The sequence below is a fragment of the Pseudolysinimonas sp. genome, assembly GCF_051954455.1.
Classification (GTDB): Bacteria; Actinomycetota; Actinomycetes; order Actinomycetales; family Microbacteriaceae; genus Pseudolysinimonas.
Window position 1 is genome coordinate 13330 of sequence record NZ_JBQCHS010000019.1, and the last position, 20601, is coordinate 33930.

General features: G+C 73.6%; 20 protein-coding genes and 1 pseudogene. All 21 read left to right on the plus strand.

Annotation, left to right across the window (positions count from 1 at the left end; translation table 11 throughout):
* Positions 1 to 40: 40 nt before the first annotated feature.
* Complete coding sequence (gene pyrR, locus ACTHM3_RS09060; protein ID WP_440405766.1) at positions 41 to 571, plus strand: bifunctional pyr operon transcriptional regulator/uracil phosphoribosyltransferase PyrR; 531 nt, start codon at positions 41 to 43, stop codon at positions 569 to 571.
* Positions 568 to 1527 carry an aspartate carbamoyltransferase catalytic subunit gene (locus ACTHM3_RS09065; RefSeq protein ID WP_440405767.1) on the plus strand — a complete coding sequence of 320 codons (960 nt, stop codon included), beginning with the start codon at positions 568 to 570 and terminating at the stop codon, positions 1525 to 1527. The genes pyrR and ACTHM3_RS09065 overlap by 4 nt, the downstream gene beginning before the upstream one ends.
* Entirely contained in the window at positions 1524 to 2834 is a 1311-nt protein-coding gene (locus ACTHM3_RS09070; RefSeq protein ID WP_440405768.1) for a dihydroorotase, read from the plus strand. Before ACTHM3_RS09065 ends, ACTHM3_RS09070 begins: the two co-directional genes overlap by 4 nt.
* Entirely contained in the window at positions 2818 to 3315 is a 498-nt protein-coding gene (locus tag ACTHM3_RS09075) for a PH-like domain-containing protein (RefSeq protein ID WP_440405769.1), read from the plus strand. Before ACTHM3_RS09070 ends, ACTHM3_RS09075 begins: the two co-directional genes overlap by 17 nt.
* A complete protein-coding gene (gene carA / locus ACTHM3_RS09080; RefSeq protein ID WP_440405770.1) occupies positions 3312 to 4454 on the plus strand; it encodes a glutamine-hydrolyzing carbamoyl-phosphate synthase small subunit in 1143 nt (380 codons plus the stop codon). The genes ACTHM3_RS09075 and carA overlap by 4 nt, the downstream gene beginning before the upstream one ends.
* Positions 4454 to 7753 (plus strand): carbamoyl-phosphate synthase large subunit, encoded by a 3300-nt coding sequence (gene carB, locus ACTHM3_RS09085; RefSeq protein WP_440405771.1) that lies wholly within the window; start codon positions 4454 to 4456, stop codon positions 7751 to 7753. The genes carA and carB overlap by 1 nt, the downstream gene beginning before the upstream one ends.
* On the plus strand, positions 7750 to 8547 hold the full coding sequence (pyrF, locus tag ACTHM3_RS09090; protein WP_440405772.1) for an orotidine-5'-phosphate decarboxylase: 798 nt from the start codon (positions 7750 to 7752) through the stop codon (positions 8545 to 8547). The genes carB and pyrF overlap by 4 nt, the downstream gene beginning before the upstream one ends.
* A complete protein-coding gene (gene gmk / locus ACTHM3_RS09095; protein ID WP_440405784.1) occupies positions 8541 to 9473 on the plus strand; it encodes a guanylate kinase in 933 nt (310 codons plus the stop codon). The genes pyrF and gmk overlap by 7 nt, the downstream gene beginning before the upstream one ends.
* A gap of 42 nt (positions 9474 to 9515) precedes the next feature.
* On the plus strand, positions 9516 to 9773 hold the full coding sequence (gene rpoZ / locus ACTHM3_RS09100; RefSeq protein ID WP_440405773.1) for a DNA-directed RNA polymerase subunit omega: 258 nt from the start codon (positions 9516 to 9518) through the stop codon (positions 9771 to 9773).
* A gap of 23 nt (positions 9774 to 9796) precedes the next feature.
* Positions 9797 to 10984, plus strand: a complete 1188-nt coding sequence (coaBC, locus tag ACTHM3_RS09105; protein WP_440405774.1) for a bifunctional phosphopantothenoylcysteine decarboxylase/phosphopantothenate--cysteine ligase CoaBC — start codon at positions 9797 to 9799, stop codon at positions 10982 to 10984.
* A gap of 27 nt (positions 10985 to 11011) precedes the next feature.
* Positions 11012 to 12205 (plus strand): methionine adenosyltransferase, encoded by a 1194-nt coding sequence (metK, locus tag ACTHM3_RS09110; protein WP_440405775.1) that lies wholly within the window; start codon positions 11012 to 11014, stop codon positions 12203 to 12205.
* Positions 12206 to 14164: a primosomal protein N' gene (locus tag ACTHM3_RS09115; protein WP_440405776.1), complete on the plus strand. Its 1959-nt coding sequence runs from the start codon at positions 12206 to 12208 to the stop codon at positions 14162 to 14164.
* Between the two features lie 38 nt (positions 14165 to 14202).
* The gene (gene fmt / locus ACTHM3_RS09120; RefSeq protein ID WP_440405785.1) at positions 14203 to 15120 is read left to right on the plus strand and encodes a methionyl-tRNA formyltransferase; all 918 of its coding nucleotides are present in this window, start codon (positions 14203 to 14205) and stop codon (positions 15118 to 15120) included.
* Positions 15117 to 16466 (plus strand): RsmB/NOP family class I SAM-dependent RNA methyltransferase, encoded by a 1350-nt coding sequence (locus ACTHM3_RS09125; RefSeq protein WP_440405777.1) that lies wholly within the window; start codon positions 15117 to 15119, stop codon positions 16464 to 16466. The genes fmt and ACTHM3_RS09125 overlap by 4 nt, the downstream gene beginning before the upstream one ends.
* Positions 16463 to 17122, plus strand: a complete 660-nt coding sequence (rpe, locus tag ACTHM3_RS09130) for a ribulose-phosphate 3-epimerase (protein ID WP_440405778.1) — start codon at positions 16463 to 16465, stop codon at positions 17120 to 17122. The genes ACTHM3_RS09125 and rpe overlap by 4 nt, the downstream gene beginning before the upstream one ends.
* A gap of 228 nt (positions 17123 to 17350) precedes the next feature.
* The gene (locus tag ACTHM3_RS09135) at positions 17351 to 17719 is read left to right on the plus strand and encodes an FKBP-type peptidyl-prolyl cis-trans isomerase (protein ID WP_440405779.1); all 369 of its coding nucleotides are present in this window, start codon (positions 17351 to 17353) and stop codon (positions 17717 to 17719) included.
* Between the two features lie 57 nt (positions 17720 to 17776).
* Positions 17777 to 18040: a phosphoribosyl-ATP diphosphatase gene (locus ACTHM3_RS09140; protein ID WP_440405780.1), complete on the plus strand. Its 264-nt coding sequence runs from the start codon at positions 17777 to 17779 to the stop codon at positions 18038 to 18040.
* Between the two features lie 40 nt (positions 18041 to 18080).
* Complete coding sequence (hisG, locus tag ACTHM3_RS09145; RefSeq protein ID WP_440405781.1) at positions 18081 to 18920, plus strand: ATP phosphoribosyltransferase; 840 nt, start codon at positions 18081 to 18083, stop codon at positions 18918 to 18920.
* On the plus strand, positions 18917 to 19681 hold the full coding sequence (gene hisF / locus ACTHM3_RS09150; protein WP_440405782.1) for an imidazole glycerol phosphate synthase subunit HisF: 765 nt from the start codon (positions 18917 to 18919) through the stop codon (positions 19679 to 19681). The genes hisG and hisF overlap by 4 nt, the downstream gene beginning before the upstream one ends.
* On the plus strand, positions 19678 to 20028 hold the full coding sequence (gene hisI, locus ACTHM3_RS09155; RefSeq protein ID WP_440405783.1) for a phosphoribosyl-AMP cyclohydrolase: 351 nt from the start codon (positions 19678 to 19680) through the stop codon (positions 20026 to 20028). The genes hisF and hisI overlap by 4 nt, the downstream gene beginning before the upstream one ends.
* Positions 20025 to 20601: pseudogene (locus ACTHM3_RS09160) on the plus strand (anthranilate synthase component I); the annotation flags it as partial. The gene hisI and the pseudogene ACTHM3_RS09160, both read left to right, overlap by 4 nt.

The window sequence follows — 20601 nt, forward strand, 5'->3', positions numbered from 1 at the left end:
TCCTTTAAGTCCGTCCGGAGAGGCGGGGAAGGAGGTCAGGATGCCGGCACGTCCCGTGCTGCAGCAGGCTGACATCGACCGCGCGCTCACGCGCATCGCGCACGAGATCCTCGAATCCGATCGCGGGGATGCGCCGCTCGTCCTCCTCGGCATCCCGACCCGGGGCGTCGTGCTCGCGGAGCGGATCGGCGCCATCCTCGAGCGCCTGGAGCCCGGCGCGGCCGCGATCGGCTCGCTCGATGTGACGATGTACCGCGACGACCTCGCACGTCAGCCCACGCGCGCTCCGCAGCCGACGCGCGTCCCGGCCTCCGGGGTCGACGGCACGACCGTGGTCCTCGTCGACGACGTGCTCTTCTCCGGCCGCACCATCCGGGCGGCGCTTGACGCGATCGGCGACCTCGGGCGCCCGCGCGCGGTCCGCCTCGCGGTCCTCGTCGATCGCGGCCATCGCGAGCTGCCGATCCGCCCCGACTTCGTCGGCAAGAACCTGCCCTCCGCACCCACCCAGCGGGTCAACGTCCGGCTCGTCGAGACCGACGGCGCCGACGAGGTGGTGGTGTCGGAGTGAGGCACCTGCTGAGCGTGCGCGACCTGACCCGCGACGACGCGGTCGGGATCCTCGACATCGCCGAGGACATGGCCGCCGTGGCGACGCGCGCCGTGCCGAAGCTGCCGACCCTGCGCGGCCGGACGGTCGCCAACCTCTTCTTCGAGGACTCCACGCGCACCCGGCTCAGCTTCGAGTCGGCGGCGAAGCGGCTGTCGGCCGACGTCATCACCTTCACCGCGAAAGGGTCGAGCGTCTCGAAGGGGGAGAGCCTCAAGGACACGGCACAGACCGTCGCCGCGATGGGCGTCGACGCCGTCGTGATGCGCCACCACGCGTCGGGCGCGGCCCGCACGCTGGCCGACGGCGGCTGGATCGACGCCGCCGTCGTCAACGCGGGCGACGGAACCCACGAGCACCCCACGCAGGCGCTCCTCGACGCGTACACGATGCGCAAGACGATCCACGGGGACTCCGCACGCGGACGGGACCTCGACGGCCTCCGCGTGACCATCGTCGGCGACGTGCTGCACTCCCGCGTCGCTCGCTCGAACGCCTGGCTCCTCACGACCCTCGGCGCGTCGGTGCACCTCGTCGCGCCCGGGACGCTGCTCCCGCCGGGCGTCGCCGGCTGGCCGGTCACCGCCGGCACCGACCTCGACGCCGCGATCGCCGACCGGCCCGACGCGATCATGATGCTGCGCATCCAGAGCGAGCGGATGCAGGACGCGTTCTTCCCCAACGAGCGGGAGTACGCCCGCGAGTGGGGTCTCACCGAGGCGCGGCTCACCCGACTGCCCGCCGATACGATGGTGATGCACCCCGGGCCGATGAACCGCGGGCTCGAGATCTCGTCCGCGGCGGCCGACTCGGCCCGCTCGGTCGTGCTCGACCAGGTCGCGAACGGGGTCTCGATACGGATGGCGGTGCTGTACCTGGTGCTCGGTGCCGGCAGACACAGCGGGGAGAGCGCATGACCGCCCTGACCTTCACCGGGGTCACGCTCCCGGACGGCACCCGCCGCGACCTCCACCTCGAGGGCGGGCTCGTCGTCGACGCCGCGCCGTCGGGGGCGACCCGGATCGACGCCGACGGCCTCCAGGCGCTGCCGGGCCTCGTCGACCTGCACACCCACCTCCGCGAGCCGGGCTTCGAGGCGAGCGAGACCGTCCTGACCGGGACCCGCGCGGCCGCCGCCGGCGGGTTCACCGCCGTGTTCGCGATGGCGAACACCTTTCCGGTGCAGGACACGGCGGGCGTCGTCGAGCAGGTCGCCTCCCTCGGCGCGCAGCACGGCTACGCGACCGTGCGGCCGGTCGGCGCCGTGACCGTCGGGCTCGCCGGCGAGCGGCTGGCCGAGATCGGTGCCATGGCCCGCTCGCGCGCCGCCGTGCGAGTCTTCAGCGACGACGGGAAGTGCGTGTCCGACGCGCTGCTCATGCGCCGCGCCCTCGAGTACGTCGCGACCTTCGACGGCGTCGTCGCCCAGCACGCCCAGGAGCCGCGGCTCACCGAGGGCGCGCAGATGAACGAGGGAGAGCTGAGCTCCGAGCTCGGGCTCACGGGCTGGCCCGGCGTCGCGGAGGAGGCGATCATCGCCCGCGACGTGCTGCTCGCCGAGCAGTCGGGCGCCCGCCTGCACGTCTGCCACGTCTCGACGGCGGGCAGCGTCGAGGTCCTGCGCTGGGCGAAGGCGCGCGGGATCGCGGTCACGGCGGAGGTCACGCCGCACCACCTGCTCCTCACCGAGCAGCTGGCGTCGACCTACGACGCCCGCTTCAAGGTCAACCCGCCGCTGCGGTCGGCGGAGGACGTCGAGGCGGTGCGGGCCGCGCTGGCCGACGGCACGATCGACATCGTGGCGACCGACCACGCGCCGCACCCGATCGAGTCGAAGGAGGCAGCCTGGGCCGAGGCGAGTTTCGGCATGGTCGGCCTCGAGTCGGCGCTCAGCGTCGTGCAGGCCGCCATGGTCGACACCGGGCTCCTCGGCTGGGGCGACGTCGCCCGCGTGCTGTCGAGCGCGCCGGCCTCGATCGGGCGGCTCCCGGGCTACGGCGCGCCGTTCGCCGCAGGCGCGCCCGGGCACCTCACGCTGGTCGACCCGGCGGCGCGCCGCACATTCGCGACGTCGGACCTCCGCGGGCGGAGCGTCAACTCGCCCTACCTGGGCACCGAGCTGCCGGGCCGGGTCGTCGCGACCGTGCACGCGGGCGTGCCGACCGTGCTGGACGGGGAGCTGCGCCCCGAGGAGGAGGTGACCCGTCATGGACAAGCTGCTTGACGCGCTCGTCGTCGTGGTGATCCTCGCCCTCGCGTTCACCGGCATGGGGATCGGATGGCGCGCCCGACGCCGCCGGCAGACCGACATCCCCCGACCCGCGACGCCGCCGGCCGACCTCGGCACGATCCTCCGCCGCGACGACCTTTTCTACGTCGCGACCACCCGCGCCGACGCCCCGCTCGACCGCATCGCCGTGAACGGCCTCGGGTTCCGGGCCCGCGCGCAGCTGACGGTCGCCGACTCGGGGCTGCGGCTCGACATCGCGGGGGAGGAGCCGGTCTTCGTGCCGGTCGCCGACCTCCGCGGAATCGGTCGGGCCACCTGGACGATCGATCGCGCCGTCGGCAACGACGGGCTCGTCTTCGTCCGATTCCGACTCGGCGCCGCCGAGGTCGACGCGTACCTGCGCCCCGAGGACCCGGCGGCCCTCGTCGAGGCGATCGAACCGCTCCTGCCCGCCGACACGAGGGAGGCCGCATGACGCCCACCGATCCCGCCGTCCTGGTTCTCGAGGACGGCACCCGATACACCGGACGCGCCTACGGCGCGCGCGGACGCACCGTCGGCGAGGCGGTGTTCGCGACCGGCATGACCGGGTATCAGGAGACGCTGACCGACCCGAGCTACGCGGGCCAGATCGTGGTGCAGACCGCGCCGCACATCGGCAACACCGGCGTCAACGACGAGGACCCGGAGTCGCGGCGGATCTGGGTCGCCGGCTACGTCGTGCGCGACCCCTCCCGCATCGTCAGCAACTTCCGCGCCACCCGCTCGCTCGACGACGACCTCGAGACGAACGGGATCGTCGGGATCAGCGGCATCGACACCCGCGCGGTGACCCGCCACCTGCGCGACCGCGGCGCCATGCGCGCCGGAGTCTTCTCGGGCCCGGACGCCGTGCTCTCGCCGGAGCAGCAGCTCGACCTCGTCCGGCAGGCGCCGGAGATGACCGGCCAGAACCTCTCCGCCGCGGTGTCGGTCGCGGTCGACACCGTCACGCCCGCGGCGGGAGAGCGGATCGGCAACCTCGCGATCCTCGACCTCGGGATCAAGCAGGCGACCGTCGACAACCTCGCCCGCCGCGGCTTCGAGGTGCACGTGCTCCCACAGGCGTCGACGCTCGAGGACGTGCTCGCGATCGACCCGGTCGCGGTGTTCTACTCGAACGGCCCCGGCGACCCGGGCGCCTCCGACGACCACGTCGCGCTCCTCCGGGGCGTGCTCGACCAGGGGCTGCCGTTCTTCGGGATCTGCTTCGGCAACCAGCTGCTCGGCCGCGCGCTCGGCTTCGGCACCTACAAGCTGCCGTTCGGGCACCGCGGCATCAACCAGCCCGTGCTCGACCGGACCACCGGCCGGGTCGAGATCACCGCCCACAACCACGGCTTCGCGGTCGACGCGCCCCTCGACGGCCCCGTCGACAGCCCGAACGGCTACGGCCGCGTCGAGGTCAGCCACGTGGACCTCAACGACGACGTCGTCGAGGGCCTGCGCGCGCTCGACATCCCCGCCTTCTCGGTGCAGTACCACCCGGAGGCCGCCGGCGGTCCGCACGACGCCAACTACCTGTTCGACCGCTTCCGCGACATGGTGCTCGCGCACCGGAAGGACAACGCCTGATGCCCAAGCGCGACGACATCTCCTCCGTCCTCGTCATCGGGTCCGGCCCGATCGTGATCGGGCAGGCCGCGGAGTTCGACTACTCCGGCACCCAGGCGTGCCGCGTGCTGCGCGCCGAGGGCGTGCGTGTCATCCTCGTCAACCCCAACCCCGCGACGATCATGACCGACCCCGATTTCGCCGACGCGACCTACGTCGAGCCGATCACCAACGCGTCGCTCGAGGCGATCATCGTGAAGGAGAAGCCCGACGCGATCCTGCCGACCCTCGGCGGCCAGACGGCGCTCAACGCGGCGATCGCGCTCGACGAGGCCGGCATCCTCGCGAAGCACGGCGTGGAGCTGATCGGCGCGAAGGTCGAGGCGATCAAGAAAGGCGAGGATCGCCAGGTCTTCAAGGAGCTGGTGCTCGAATGCGGCGCGGACGTCGCGCGCTCGCACATCGTGCACACGCTCGACGAGGCGCTCGTCGCCGCCGACGACCTCGGGTATCCCATGGTCGTCCGCCCCTCGTTCACGATGGGCGGCCTCGGTTCCGGCTTCGCATACACCCGCGACGAGCTCGTCCGCATGGTGTCGGACGGCCTCCACCAGTCGCCGACCACCGAGGTGCTCCTCGAGGAGTCGATCCTCGGCTGGAAGGAGTACGAGCTCGAGCTCATGCGCGACCGCGCCGACAACACGGTCGTCGTCTGCTCGATCGAGAACGTCGACCCGGTCGGCGTGCACACGGGCGACTCGATCACCGTCGCCCCGGCGCTCACGCTCACCGACCGCGAGTACCAGAACCTCCGCGACATCGGCATCGAGATCATCCGCGCCGTCGGCGTCGACACCGGCGGCTGCAACATCCAGTTCGCGGTCGACCCGGCCACGGGGCGCGTCATCGTGATCGAGATGAATCCGCGCGTGTCACGCTCCTCGGCTCTCGCGTCGAAGGCCACCGGCTTCCCGATCGCGAAGATCGCCGCGAAGCTCGCGATCGGGTACCGCCTCGACGAGATCCAGAACGACATCACCCGCGTCACGCCGGCGAGCTTCGAGCCGACGCTCGACTACGTCGTCGTCAAGGTGCCGCGGTTCGCGTTCGAGAAGTTCCCGTCGGCGGACGCGACCCTCACCACGACGATGAAGAGCGTCGGCGAGGCGATGGCGATCGGCCGCAACTACACGACCGCGCTGCAGAAGGCATTGCGCTCGCTGGAGAAGCGCGGATCGAGCTTCCACTGGCACGATGAGCCCCGGTCGAAGGCGGAGCTGCTCGAGATCGCGACGACCCCGACCGACGGCCGCATCGTGACGGTGCAGCAGGCGATGCGGGCGGGCGCGACGATCGACGAGGCGTACATGGCCACCGGGATCGACCCGTGGTTCCTCGACCAGATCCAGCTCATCAACGAGGTCGCGGCCGAGATCGCGAGCCTGCGACCGCTCGACGCGTCGCTCATGACGCTCGCCAAGGACCACGGGTTCTCCGACGCCCAGATCGCGGAGCTGCGCTCCCTCACCGAGCAGGAGGTGCGCAACGTGCGCTGGCAGCAGGGCGTGCGCCCCGTCTACAAGACGGTGGACACCTGCGCCGGCGAGTTCCCGGCGTACACGCCGTACCACTACTCGAGCTACGACCTCGAGACCGAGGTGGAGCCGTCCGACGCGCGCAAGGTGATCATCCTCGGGTCCGGCCCGAACCGCATCGGGCAGGGCATCGAGTTCGACTACTCGTGCGTGCACGCGAGCTTCGCGCTGCACGACGCCGGGTTCGAGACGATCATGATCAACTGCAACCCCGAGACCGTGTCGACCGACTACGACACGAGCGACCGACTGGACTTCGAGCCCCTCACGCTCGAGGACGTGCTGGAGGTCATCCACACGGAGTCGCGGTCGGGCGAGCTGGTCGGCGTCGTCGTGCAGCTCGGCGGCCAGACCGCGCTCGGCCTGGCGAAGGGTCTTGAGGCGGCCGGGGTGCCGATCCTCGGCACCTCGCCCGCGGCCATCGATCTCGCCGAGGAGCGCGGCCTGTTCGCGGGGATCCTCCACGACGCGCAGCTGACGGCGCCGAAGAACGGGACCGCGACCGACGCGCCCTCCGCGGTGCGGGTCGCCGAGGCGATCGGCTACCCGGTGCTGGTGCGCCCGTCGTACGTGCTCGGTGGCCGCGGCATGGAGATCGTGTACTCGACCGACGCGCTCGAGGACTACTTCGACCGCGTACGCGAGCAGGCCATCATCGGTCCCGGCTCGCCGCTCCTCGTCGACCGGTTCCTGGACGACGCGATCGAGATCGACGTCGACGCCCTCTACGACGGCGACCGCCTCTACGTCGGGGGGATCATGGAGCACATCGAGGAGGCCGGCGTGCACTCCGGCGACTCGGCGTGCACGCTCCCGCCGGTGACGCTCGGCCGCGACATCCTCGACCAGGTCGTCGAGGCGACCCGCCGGATCGCCGCGGGCATCGGCGTCCGGGGCCTTCTCAACGTGCAGTTCGCGATCGGCGCGGGCGTGCTCTACGTGCTCGAGGCGAACCCGCGCGCGTCGCGGACGGTCCCGTTCGTCTCGAAGGCGCTCGGCATCCCGCTCGCGAAGGCCGCGTCGCTCGTCATGGTCGGCCGCTCGATCGACGACCTCATCGGCGACGGTCTGCTGCCCGCGCACGACGGCTCGTCGGTGCCGCTCGACGCGCCCGTCGCGGTCAAGGAGGCCGTGCTCCCGTTCAAGCGCTTCCGCACCCGCGAGGGGCACGTCGTCGACTCGGTGCTCGGGCCCGAGATGCGCTCGACCGGCGAGGTGATGGGCATCGACGCGGACTTCCCGCGCGCCTTCTCCAAGAGCCAGGACGCGGCCTACGGCGGCCTCCCCGACGGCGGCACCGTCTTCGTGTCGGTCGCCGACCGCGACAAGCGCGCGGTCGTGCTCCCGGTCCTCCGGCTCCAGCAGCTCGGCTTCGACATCGTCGCCACCGAGGGCACCGCCGAGGTGCTCGCCCGCAACGGGATCACGGCCACGACGGTCCGCAAGTACTCGCAGCAGCAGGCGGCGCCGGGAGAGCCGTCGATCGTGGACCTCATCAACGAGGGCCGCATCGACGTCGTGATCAACACGCCCTCGGGCCGCAGCGCGCGGGCCGACGGCATCGAGATCCGCACCGCCACCGTCGCCGCCGACAAGCCGCTGTTCACGACCATGGCCCAGGTCGGCGCGGCCGTCGCGTCGTTCGAGGGCCGGTCGCAGCCGATCCGCGTGCGGAGCCTGCAGGACTACGCACGCGACCGCGCGGCCCGGGCGGCGGCCTCGTGACGTTCGCCGACCGCATCCGCTCGGTCGTCGCGGAACACGGACGGCTGTGCGTGGGCATCGACCCGCACGCCGGGCTGCTGCGCGACTGGGGGCTGGAGGACTCGGCGGGCGGGGCGCGCGAACTCGGCCTCCGCGTCGTGGAGGCCGCCCGCGGCCGAGCCGGCGTCGTGAAGCCGCAGATCGCCTTCTTCGAGCGGCACGGCGCCGACGGCTATGCCGCCCTGGCGGACGTCATGGGCGCCGCCCGCGCCGCCGGTCTGTTCGTGCTGGCCGACGTCAAACGCGGCGACATCGGCTCCACCGTCGACGCCTACGGGGAGGCGTGGCTGACCCCCGGCGCGGCCCTCGAGGCGGATGCCATGACGGCGGTCGCCTACCAGGGCGTCGGATCGCTCGCGCCGGTCCTCGCGCGCGCCGAGGCCGCCGGCAAGGGCGTCTTCGTGCTCGCCGCCACCTCCAACCCGGAGTCCGTCCCGCTGCAGGGCGCGGTGCGCCGCGACGGACGCACGATCGCCCGCGCGACGGTGGACGAGGTCCGCGAGGCCGGGCAGGCGGTCGTCGTCGGTGCGACGGCGCCGCTCGCGGAGCTGGGCCTCGACACCGCCGCACTGGCCGGGCTGCCGATCCTCGCACCCGGCTTCGGCGCGCAGGGTGCCCGACTGGCCGACGGACCCGTGCTGTTCGGCGACGCGGCCGGACTCGTCCTCGCGGCCGCCTCCCGCAGCATCCTCGAGGCCGGCCCCGAGGGCCTCGCTGCCGCCATCGACGGTCACGTCGAGGAGGCGCGCTGGTGACCGCCGAGGAGCCGTCCCGTCGCGGAGGGACTCCGCCCGAGGTCGACCGCGCCGCGGCGTCGCGCCGCGCGGTCGCCGCGCGCCGCGCACGGGCCGCGGTCAAGCACGACATCGCCGTCCGTGCGCGACGCGCGATCGACGTCGTGGAGGCCGCGTGGGACGGTGACCCCGCGACCCCGGAGGCGACGATGCGGGTGCGGGAGCTGCTCCTCAGCCTCCCGAACGTCGGCCCCACGAAGGCCGACCGGATCATGGCGGACCTCGGCATCGCCGCCGCGAAGAAGGTCGGCGGCCTGGGCGTGCGTCAGCGCGAGAAGCTGCGGGGCTGGCTCACGGATCGGGAGCGCCCGCGGCGGGCGGGCGGGAACCGCGAGCACAGCCGGCTGGTCGTGCTGGCCGGACCGACGGCCGTGGGCAAGGGGACGGTCTCGCAGTTCATCCGCGCCCACTATCCCGAGGTGCTGCTCAGCATCTCGGCCACGACGCGCCCGCCCCGCCCCGGCGAGGTCGACGGGCAGCACTACTACTTCGTGAGCGACGCCGACTTCGACCGGATGATCGCCGACCACGAGTTCCTCGAATGGGCCACCGTCCACAACGCGTACCGCTACGGCACGCCGCGGCCGCCGATCGATCGCGCCCTGGCTGCCGGTCGGAGCGTCCTGCTCGAGATCGACCTGCAGGGCGCGCGCTCAGTGCGCGCGGCGATGCCGGAGGCGCTCCTCGTGTTCCTCCTGCCGCCGAGCTGGGACGAGCTGGTGCGCCGTCTCGTCGGCCGCGGCACCGAGGACCCCGCCGAGCAGGCGCGCCGCCTCGAGACCGCGAAGGTCGAGCTGCAGGCCCAGGACGAGTTCGACGTCAAGGTCGTCAACAACGAGGTCGGCCGCGCGGCGCGCGAGGTCGTAGAATTGCTCGAAGTGCCCTGACCCGTTCGGGTGCGCCGACCGCTTCCCGAGGAGGGACCTCCCATGGCCGACAAGAACTCCGGCATCATCGACCCGCCGATCGACGAGCTGCTCTCGCGCGTCGACTCGAAGTACCAGCTCGTGATCTTCGCGTCGAAGCGCGCCCGCCAGATCAACGACTACTACGCCGACCTCCACGAGGGCTCGCTCTTCGACAACGTCGGGCCGCTCGTCGACTCGACCATCGACGACAAGCCGCTCTCGGTCGCACTCCACGAGATCAACGAGGACAAGCTCGTCCTCAAGCCGCTCGCCGAGTAATCCGAGCGATCGCCCCCCCTCCCATGAGGATCGTCGTCGGCGTCGCCGGCGGGATCGCGGCCTACAAGGCCGTGCAGGTCGTTCGCGAGTTCGTGCTCGCGGGGCACGAGGTGCACGTCGTGCCGACCGCGTCCGCGCTGCGGTTTGTCGGCCTCCCCACATGGGAGGCCATCAGCCGGCACGACGTGACGGACGATCTCTTCGACCACGTCGCGGAGGTGCGGCACGTCGGGCTCGGCCAGTCGGCCGACCTCATCGTCGTGGCGCCGGCCACCGCGCACACCCTCGCGAAGCTCGCCCACGGGCTGTCGGACGACCTGCTCGGCACCACGATCCTCGCCTCCGATGCGCCGCTCGTCGTGGCGCCCGCCATGCACACCGAGATGTGGCGCAATCCGGCGACTCAGGCCAACGTGGCGACGCTGCGCGAGCGCGGAATCCACGTCGTCGGCCCGGCGGACGGGCGGCTGACCGGCCGCGACTCCGGTCCCGGGCGGATGTCGGAGCCGCACGAGATCGTCGAGGCGGCGCTGGCCGCAGCATCGAGCCCGAGCGCCTCCGGGGACCTCGCCGGCCGTCGCGTCGTCATCACCGCCGGAGGGACCCGCGAGCCGCTCGACCCGGTCCGGTTCATCGGCAACCGCTCGACCGGCCGCCAGGGCGTCGAGCTCGCGCGGGCGGCCGTCCGCCGCGGCGCCGAGGTGACCCTCATCGCCGCCAACCTCGAGGTCGCCGCCGACGGCTTGACCGTGCAGAACGTGTCGACCACCGCCGAGCTGCAGGAGGCGGCCCTGCTCGCCGCCGAGACGGCCGACCTCGTCATCATGGCCGCGGCCGTCGCCGACTACCGGCCCGCGGTCGTCGCCGACGAGAAGATCAAGAAGGACGTGCAGGGCGACGAGCTCGCGCTGCGGCTCGTGCGCAATCCCGACATCCTCCACGAGCTCTCGATCGCCCGGCGCAGCGGCCAGGTGGTCGTCGGCTTCGCGGCCGAGACCGAGACCGACCCGGACGCCCAGCTGGCGCTCGGGCGGGCGAAGATCGCCCGCAAGGGCTGCGACTACCTGGTCCTCAACAGGGTCGGCTGGCACGAGGGTTTCGCCAGCGCGGAGAACGCGGTCGTCGTGCTGTCGGCCTCCGGCGATATCGTGGCGGAGGCGAGCGGCAGCAAGGCGTCGGTCGCCGACCGAATTCTCGACGTGCTCGCCTGACGGCGGCACCTCCCCGCGAAGGATCCCGTGACCCAGCTGCGCCTCTTCACGTCCGAGTCGGTCACCGAGGGGCACCCGGACAAGATCTGCGATCAGATCAGCGACAGCATCCTCGACGCGATGCTGACGCAGGATCCGGGCGCACGCGTCGCCGTCGAGACGCTCGTGACGACGGGCCTCGTCCACGTGGCCGGCGAGGTCACCACCTCGGGCTACGTCGACATCCCGGCCATCGTGCGGCAGCGGATCACCGAGATCGGCTACACCTCGTCCGAGGTGTGGTTCGACGGGCGCTCCTGCGGCGTCGAGATCTCGATCGGCTCGCAGTCGCCCGACATCGCGGCGGGCGTCGACACGGCGCTCGAGTCGCGCTCCGGGTCGAGCGCCGACGAGCTCGACCGGCAGGGCGCAGGCGACCAGGGCATCATGTTCGGCTACGCCGTCCGCGAGACGCCGAGCCTCATGCCCCTCCCGATCTGGCTCGCGCACCGCCTCTCCGAGCGGCTCGCCGAGGTCCGTCATGCGGGCGAGGTCGACTACCTCCGCCCCGACGGCAAGACCCAGGTCACGATCGGCTACGACGGCACGACCCCGGCGAGCGTCGAGGCGATCGTCATCTCGGCGCAGCACTCGCCCCGGGTCAGCCAGAAGCAGCTGCACGCGGAGCTCGAGGAGCTCGTCATCCGCCCGGTCATGGACAGGATCGACCTCCCGTGGGAGGCGGCGCGGCGCTACATCAATCCCACCGGCGTCTTCGAGATCGGCGGCCCGCAGGGCGACGCCGGCCTCACCGGCCGCAAGATCATCGTCGACACCTATGGCGGCGCGGCCCGCCACGGCGGCGGCGCCTTCAGCGGCAAGGACCCGTCGAAGGTCGACCGCTCCGCCGCCTACGCCATGCGCTGGGTCGCCAAGAACGTCGTCGCCGCCGGGCTCGCCGACCGGGTCGAGCTGCAGGTCGCGTACGCGATCGGCACCGCGGCCCCGGTGGGCCTCTACGTCGAGACCTTCGGCACGGCGACGGTGCCGGAGGAGCGCATCACGGCGGCGGTGCGCGAGGTGTTCGACCTGCGTCCCGCCGCCATCATCCGCGACCTCGACCTGCTCCGCCCGATCTACGCGCGGACCGCGAGCTACGGCCACTTCGGACGGGAGCTGCCCGACTTCACCTGGGAGCGCACCGACCGCGTCGACCAGCTGCGGGCCGCCGCCGGCGTCTAGGTGCCGACCGCCGCCGCCACGGTCGCGCGGGTCCTGGTCGACTCGCCGCTGCCGCAGCTCGACCGGCTCCTCGACTATCGCATCCCCCAGGGGATGGACGTTCAGCCGGGCGTGCGCGTGCGCGTGCCGCTCCGCACGGCGGGGCGCCTCGCCGACGGGTACGTCGTCGAGCTCGCCGACCAGCAGCAGTTCCCCGGCCCGCTGAGCGACGTGGAGTCGGTGGTGTCGCCCGTCGCGGTGCTCCGGCCCGAGGTGTGGCGTCTCGCGCGCGCGGTGGCCGACCGCGCGGCCGGGTCGGCCTCCGACGTCCTCCGCCACGCGATCCCGACGCGTCAGGTCCGGGTCGAGAAGGCGTGGCTCGCTCGCGGTGACGACGAGCCGGCACCGCCCGTCGCGCCCCCGGATCTCCCCGGGTACGGTCCGGCGCTCGGCGCCGCGGTCGAGGCCCGCGGCCGGGTGGCGCTCCGCGTCCCGACCGGGGTCGAGGAGGTCGCCGGTGCCTGGATCGGGCGCTGGGCGATGGTGCTCGCGCGGCTCGTCGCGCGCACGGTCGCCGCGGGGGAGTCGGCGATCGTCGTGCTGCCCGACTACCGCGACGAGGACCAGCTCGGCGCGGCTCTCGCGACCCTGCTGCCGGCGGAGTCGATCGTCCGCTGGAACGCCACCCAGAGCAACGCGGAGCGCTACCGCGGCCTGCTGCGGGCGATGGGCGACGCGCCGCTCGCGGTCATCGGCTCCCGCGCGGCGGTCTACGCCCCCGCGACCCGCCTCGGCCTCCTCGTGATCTGGGACGACGGCGACCCGCTCCTCGCCGAGCCGCTCGCGCCCTATGTGCACGCCCGCGACGCCGCGCTCGTGCGCCAGGAGCAGCAGGGGTCCGCGCTCGTGATCGCGGGGCACACCCGCACGACCGACGTCGAACGCCTCGTGGAGGTGGGCTGGCTCCGCGACGTCGGGCCCGAGCGACCGCGGCGCCCGCGCGTGATCCCGACCGCCAACATCGCGGCGCAGGACCCGCTCGCGGCGCAGGCCCGGATCCCGTCGATCGCGTGGCGCGAGGCGTCCGCGGCCGCGAAATCCGGTCCGGTGCTCGTCCAGGTCGCCCGCCCGGGCTACTCCCTGGGACTCCGCTGCGTCGACTGCGGCGAGGCCGCCCGCTGTCGCACCTGCGGTGGCCCGCTCCACCAGACCCGGGCGGGCGTCGTGCCCACCTGCCGCTGGTGCGGGCGCCCCGACGCCGCGTGGGTCTGCGCGAACTGCGGCGGTCACCGGATGCGCCCGAGCGGGGCGGGGGCGAGCCGGACCGCGGAGGACTTGGGGCGCGCGTTCCCGGGCGTACGGATCGTGGTCGCGGACGGCGAGCGGACCGTGCGCGAGGTGGGGCCGGCTCCCGCGATCGTCATCGCCACGCGCGGGGCGGAGCCGATCGCGGCGGGCGGCTACCGGGCGGTGCTGCTGCTCGACGGCGATCGGATGGTCGCCCGCGCGAGCCTGCGGGTGGGGGAGGACGTGCTCCGCTGGTGGTCGTCGGCGCTGTCGCTCGCGGCGGACGACGCCCCGGTGCTCGTCGTCGGGGTCGGAGGAGCTCTCGCCACGGCGATGGTGACGGGCGACACGACCGCCTACGCGCGCGCCGAGCTCGCCGACCGGCGGGCGCTCCGGTTCCCGCCGAGCGTGCGCGCCGCCACCGTCACGGGCCGGCCAGACGCCGTCGCCACGGCGATCGCGGCGCTGCCCGACGGCGCGGAGGTCGTCGGCCAGACCGTCGAGGGCGACGACGCGCGGGCGATCGTCCGCTTCGACTACGCCCACGGGGCGGCGGTCGCCGCCGCGCTGCGGGCCGAGGTCATCCGGCAGGCGACCGCTCGACGGAGGCGCCCGGCCGGCACGCCGCCCCGGGGCCGACAGCCGCTGCCGCTGCGGGTGCATCTCGACGATCCGGATCCGTTCGGCGAGTGAGCGAGCGCGATCCCTGGGAGGATCGAGGGGTGGAACCGCTGCGGATCGTGTACGCCGGAAGCCCCGCCGCCGCGGTCCCGTCGCTCCGGGCGCTCCTGGCCGGGCCGCACGAGGTCGTCGCCATCGTGACCCGGGAGGACTCCCCGCAGGGGCGCAAGCGCGTGCTCACCCCGACGCCTGTGGCCGACCTGGCCGCCGACGCGGGCGTCCCCGTCGTGAAGGCGAACCGCCTCGGCCCGGTGACCGACGAGCTGCTCGCGCTCCGACCGGACCTCGGCGTGGTCGTGGCGTACGGCGGCCTCATCCGCGAGCCGCTGCTCTCGGGGCCGCGCCTCGGCTGGATCAACCTGCACTTCTCCCTGCTGCCGCGCTGGCGGGGCGCCGCGCCGGTGCAGCGCGCCGTCATGGCGGGCGACCGCGAGACCGGGGCGGCCGTCTTCCAGCTGGTGCCGGAGCTCGACGCCGGTCCCGTCTTCGGCGTGCAGCGCCGCCCGATCGGCGCGCGCGAGACCGCCGGTCACCTGCTCGAGGCGCAGGCGGAGGAGGGCGCCGAGCTCCTCGTCGACGTCGTCGACCGGCTGGCGAGCGGCACCACGACGGCCGTCGCCCAGGAGGGCGAGGTGACGCTCGCCCCGAAGCTCACGATCGACGACGCCCGCATCGTCTGGGCCAGGCCGGCCGACTCGGTCGACGCGCAGATCCGCGGCGTCACACCCGAGCCGGGCGCCTTCACCGAGCTCGACGGCGACCGCCTGAAGATCCTCGACGCGGTCCTGGCGCGGGGCATGGCCCCGCTCCCGCCCGGGCGGCTCGAGCTGCGGGCCGGCCGCCTGCTCGCGGGCACCGAGGGCGAGCCGATCGAGCTCGTCCTCGTCCAGCCCGCCGGGCGCCGCCCGATGGCGGCCGCGGACTGGTGGCGCGGGCGCCCCGCCGACGCGCCCGCGCAGGCGTCGTGATCAGCCCCGCCCGCCGCGTCGCGTACGACGTGCTGCGCGCCGTGCACGCGAGTGACGCCTACGCCAACCTGCTCCTGCCGTCGCGCATCCGCGACGCCGGGCTCTCGGCGGCGGACGCGGCGTTCGCCACCGAGCTGACCTACGGCGCGCTGCGGATGCAGGGGTACGACGACCGCGTGATCGCCCTCGCGGCGCGGCGGCCGGTCGCCCGCATCGATCCCGAGGTCCTCGACGCCCTGCGGCTCGGCGTGCGCCAGCTGCTCGGGATGCGCGTGCCCGCGCACGCGGCCGTCGACGAGGCGGTCTCCCTCGTCATCGCCGCGCGCAAGCGGAGCGCCTCGGGATTCGCGAACGGCGTCCTGCGCGCCGTGTCGCGTTCCACGTCCGAGGAGTGGCGCGCCCGCGTCGTGGACGGCCTGGTCGGCGATGCGCTGCTCGCGGCCGACACCGCGCACCCCGAGTGGGTGGTCGAGGCGCTGCGCGACGCCCTGGCGGCCGAGGGCGCCGAGGCCGAGCTGGCCGACCTCCTCGCCGCCGACAACCGCCCGCCGCGGGTCGCACTCGTCGCGCTCCCGGGGCTCGCCGACCCGGCCGACCTCGGCGAGCCGGGCGCGGTGTCCCCGGTCGCCGTCGCGTCTCCGGGCGGTGATCCCGCCGCGCTCCCGCTCGTCGCCGCGGGCCGGGCACGCGTGCAGGACGAGGGCTCGCAGCTCGCCGCCCTCGCGATGAGCCGCGCCCGCCCGGTCGCGCCGGGGGAGCGCTGGCTGGACCTCTGCGCCGGCCCCGGCGGCAAGGCGGCCCTGCTCGCGGCCGAGGCCCGGATCGGAGGGGCGGTCCTCGAGGCGAACGAGCTCGTGCCGGCGCGCGCGGGGCTCGTGCGGCGCGCGCTGGAGGTGTTCGACCCGGCCCCAGTCGTGCACGAGGGCGACGGCGTCGCGTTCGCCCGCGGGCATGCGGGCGTCTTCGACCGCATCCTCCTCGACGCGCCGTGCACCGGTCTCGGGGCGCTCCGTCGGCGCCCCGAGGCGCGATGGCGCAAGCAGCCGTCGGACCTGGCGGCGCTGACCGCGCTGCAGGCCGAGCTGCTCGACGCCGCCGTCGTCGCGCTGAAGCCGGGCGGGATCCTCGCCTACGTCACCTGCTCGCCGCACCTCGGCGAGACGCGCGACCAGGTGGCCGTCGCGCTCGTCCGCCACCCGGGGCTCCGCACCCTCGACACCCCCGCGGTGCTCGCGGACGTCGCGTCGCGCGACCTGGGCCTGCCGGCGGCGACGAGCGCGCAGCTCTGGCCGCACCGGCACGGCACCGACGCCATGTTCATCCAGTTGCTTACGGTGGATGCGTGAGCCGCGCCATCCGGATCGAGCCGTCCATCCTCTCCGCCGACTTCGTCAACATGGAGTCGGAGCTGCAGCGGATCGCGACCGCCGACGCGGTGCACGTCGACGTCATGGACAACCACTTCGTGCCGAACCTCACCTTCGGCCCGCAGATGGTGAAGCGGGTTCAGGCGGTGTCGCCGGTGCCTCTCGACGTGCACCTCATGATCACGGATGCCGACCGCTGGGCGCCCGGATACGCCGAGCTCGGCGCGTTCTCGGTGACGTTCCACGCCGAGGCGGCCACCGATCCGCTCGCACTGGCGGCGGCGCTCCGTGAACGCGGATCGCGGGCCGGGATCGCGCTGAAGCCCGGCACGCCCGCGGACGAGGTCATCGCCCACCTCGACGCGTACGACCAGGTGCTCGTCATGACGGTTGAGCCAGGGTTCGGCGGCCAGGGTTTCATGGACGACATGCTCGACAAGATCGCCGTCGTGCGCGCGGCGATCGACGCCGCCGGGACCGACACCTGGCTCCAGGTCGACGGCGGCATCTCCACGTCGACCATCGCGCGCGCCTACGCCGCCGGCGCCGACACCTTCGTCGCCGGCTCGAGCGTCTACGGCGCCGACGACCCCGTCGCCGCGATCGCCTCCCTCCGCGACGCCGCCCACGCCTGACGGCCTCCCGGCCCCCAGCCGCCTGGCACCTCGGCCACGCGCCCCGCGCCCCGCGCCCCCCACCCGCACCACGCACCACGCACGTCGAAAGTCCAGGTGACTTCCGCACGCCGCGGCGGTGATGCCGGCGCCGCTCCGCCGATCTCCTGAATTTCTGACGAGCGAGGGCGCGGCCGGGCAGGGCCGGGCCGGGGTGGGCCGGCCCCGGGGCTCTGCTTGACTGGAGCCATGGCAGACAAGACCAAGCCCGAGATCGACTTCCTCGAGGGGCCGGCCCCGGCCGAGCTCGTCGTGACCGACATCGAGGTCGGCGACGGCCCGGAGGCCACCCCCGGCGCGACCGTCGACGTGCACTACGTGGGCGTGGACTTCGAGTCCGGCGAGCAGTTCGACGCGAGCTGGGACCGCGGCGAGTCGATCGAGTTCCCGCTGCGCGGCCTCATCCGCGGCTGGCAGGAGGGCATCCCCGGCATGAAGGTCGGCGGGCGCCGTCAGCTCGTCGTCCCGCCGGAACTCGCGTACGGCCCGGCGGGCGCGGGGCACCGGCTCTCGGGCCGCACGCTCGTGTTCGTGATCGACCTGCTCGGCGTCAAGTGACCTCGCGGGTCGAGTAGCGGCCGGCTACTCGACCCGCACCCCGATACCCTGGACACCGTGAAGACCTTCGACGAGCTGTTCGCCGAGCTCGGCGAGAAGGCCGCATCGCGCCCCGAGGGCTCGCGCACGGTCGCGGAGCTCGACGCCGGCATCCACGCGATCGGCAAGAAGATCGTCGAGGAGGCCGCCGAGGTCTGGATGGCGGCGGAGCACGAGACCGACGAGGCGACGAGCCTCGAGATCTCGCAGCTGCTCTACCACTTGCAGGTGATGATGCTCGCGAAGGGCCTGACGCCCGCCGACGTGTACCGACATCTCTGAGATCCCGCCGACCGTCTCCACGACCCCGAAGGACCTCAAGATGCTCCGCATCGCCGTGCCCAACAAGGGCACCCTCTCCGAGACCGCGGCGGCCATGCTGGCCGAGGCCGGCTACCACGGCCGCCGCGATCCGAAGGAGCTCATCGTCGCCGACCCGCGCAACGACGTCGAGTTCTTCTATCTGCGCCCGCGCGACATCGCGACCTACGTCGGCTCGGGCGCCCTCGACGTCGGCATCACGGGCCGCGACCTCCTGCTCGACTCGCACTCGGCGGCCGTCGAGGTCGAGGCGCTCGACTTCGGGGCCTCGACCTTCCGGTTCGCTGGGCCGATCGGGCGGTTCTCCGAGCTCGGCGACCTGCAGGGCGTCCGCGTGGCGACGAGCTACGACGGGCTCGTCGGCGACTTCCTGACCCGGCGCGGTATCGACGCGACCGTCGTGCGACTGGACGGCGCGGTGGAGTCGGCGGTCCGGCTCGGCGTCGCCGATGCGGTCGCCGACGTGGTCGAGACCGGCACCACACTGCGCAAGCAGGGCCTCGAGATCTTCGGCCCCGTCATCCTCGAGTCGACCGCGGTCCTCATCGCGAACGGCAGCGAGCCCGACGGCCTGATGGTGCTGCGCCGCCGGCTCGAGGGCGTCATGGTCGCCCGCCGCTGGGTTCTCATGGACTACGACCTGCCGGCCGCGCTCGTCGAGAAGGCGACCGCGATCACCCCCGGCCTCGAGTCGCCCACGGTGTCGCCGCTTCGTGACAGCGACTGGGTGGCGGTGCGGGTCATGGTGCGCCGCGAGGAGACCAACGAGGTCATGGACCGGCTCTACGACATCGGCGCCCGCGCGATCCTGGTCAGCGCGATCCACGCCGCACGGATATGAGCGACGTCGCGATCCGGGTGATCCCGTGCCTCGACGTGGCCGCGGGCCGCGTCGTCAAGGGCGTCAACTTCCTGAACCTCCGCGACGCCGGTGACCCGGTCGAGCTCGCGCGCCTCTACTACGCGCAGGGGGCCGACGAGATCACCTTCCTCGACGTGACGGCGACGGTCGAGGACCGCGCCACCATGTACGAGACCGTCACGGCCACCGCCGAGCAGGTCTTCATCCCGCTCACCGTCGGGGGCGGCGTGCGGGCGGTCGAGGACGTCACCCGGCTCCTCGCATCCGGCGCCGACAAGGTCGGCGTCAACAGCGCCGCCATCGCGCGGCCCGCGCTCGTCGGCGAGATCGCCGACCGGTTCGGCGCGCAGGTCCTCGTGCTGAGCCTCGACGTGAAGCGCAGCCCGCGCACCGACTCGGGCTTCGTCGTCACGACGCACGGCGGGCGCACGGAGACCGACCTGGACGCGCTCGCGTGGGCGCGGGAGGCGATCGAGCGGGGCGCGGGCGAGCTGCTCGTGAACTCGATCGACGCGGACGGCACGAAGCAGGGATTCGACCTCGAGCTGGTCACGGCGATGCGGGGGATCAGCACGGTGCCGGTCATCGCGAGCGGGGGTGCGGGCGCGCTCGAGCACTTCGCGCCGGCGGTCGCCGCGGGCGCCGACGCTGTCCTCGCCGCCTCCGTCTTCCACGACGGGCTGCTGACCGTCGGCCTGGTCAAGGACGCGCTGCGCGAGGAGGGGGTGGTGATCCGGTGAACGTCGACGCGGTCATCCGGCGGGCGAGCTTCAATGCCGACGGGCTGCTGCCCGCGATCATCCAGGAGCAGGGCTCGCGCGACGTGCTCATGCTCGGCTACATGGACGCGGAGGCCCTGCGCCGCACACTCACCGAGGGCCGGGTCACGTTCTGGTCCCGCAGCCGTCAGGAGTACTGGCGCAAGGGCGACACGAGCGGGCACCGGCAGTACGTGAAGGGCGCCGCCCTCGACTGCGACGGCGATACGCTCCTGGTCCAGGTGGAGCAGATCGGCCCCGCGTGTCATACCGGCGCGCACGCCTGCTTCGACGTCGACCCGCTGACCCCCGTGATCGGAGAGCCGTGAGCACCACCTCCCGGGCCGACTTCGACGCCCGCGTCGCGGCGGGGGACCGCGTGGTCCCGGTGCTGCGCGAGGTCTTCGCCGACGGCGAGACGCCCATCGGCGTCTACCGCAAGCTCGCAATGGGCACGCCGGGCGGCTTCCTCCTGGAGTCGGCGGAGCAGGGCGGCATCTGGTCCCGTTTCTCGTTCGTCGGCGCGGCGTCCTTCGGCGTGCTGACGCAGCAGGGCGACGCGGTCCGCTGGCTCGACTACGGGCTGTGCGCCGAGCGCGCGCTCGGCACGGCGGGGGTGCTCCGCCCGCTGGAGGCCCTGGCGGCGCTGCACGCGCGCTGGCAGACCGCGCGCATCCCGGGGCTGCCTCCGCTCACGGGCGGCCTGGTCGGCTTCATCGGCTGGGAGGCGATCCGGCAGATCGAGCGGCTCCCCGACGCGCCGCCCGCCGACGTGGACGTGCCTGGGCAGGCGCTCGCGTTCGTCGCCGACCTCGTCGTGATCGACCACCGCTCGGGCACCGTGAAGCTGGTCGCCAACGCCCTCGCCGACGGCACCGACGACGCCGACGACCTGTGGGCCG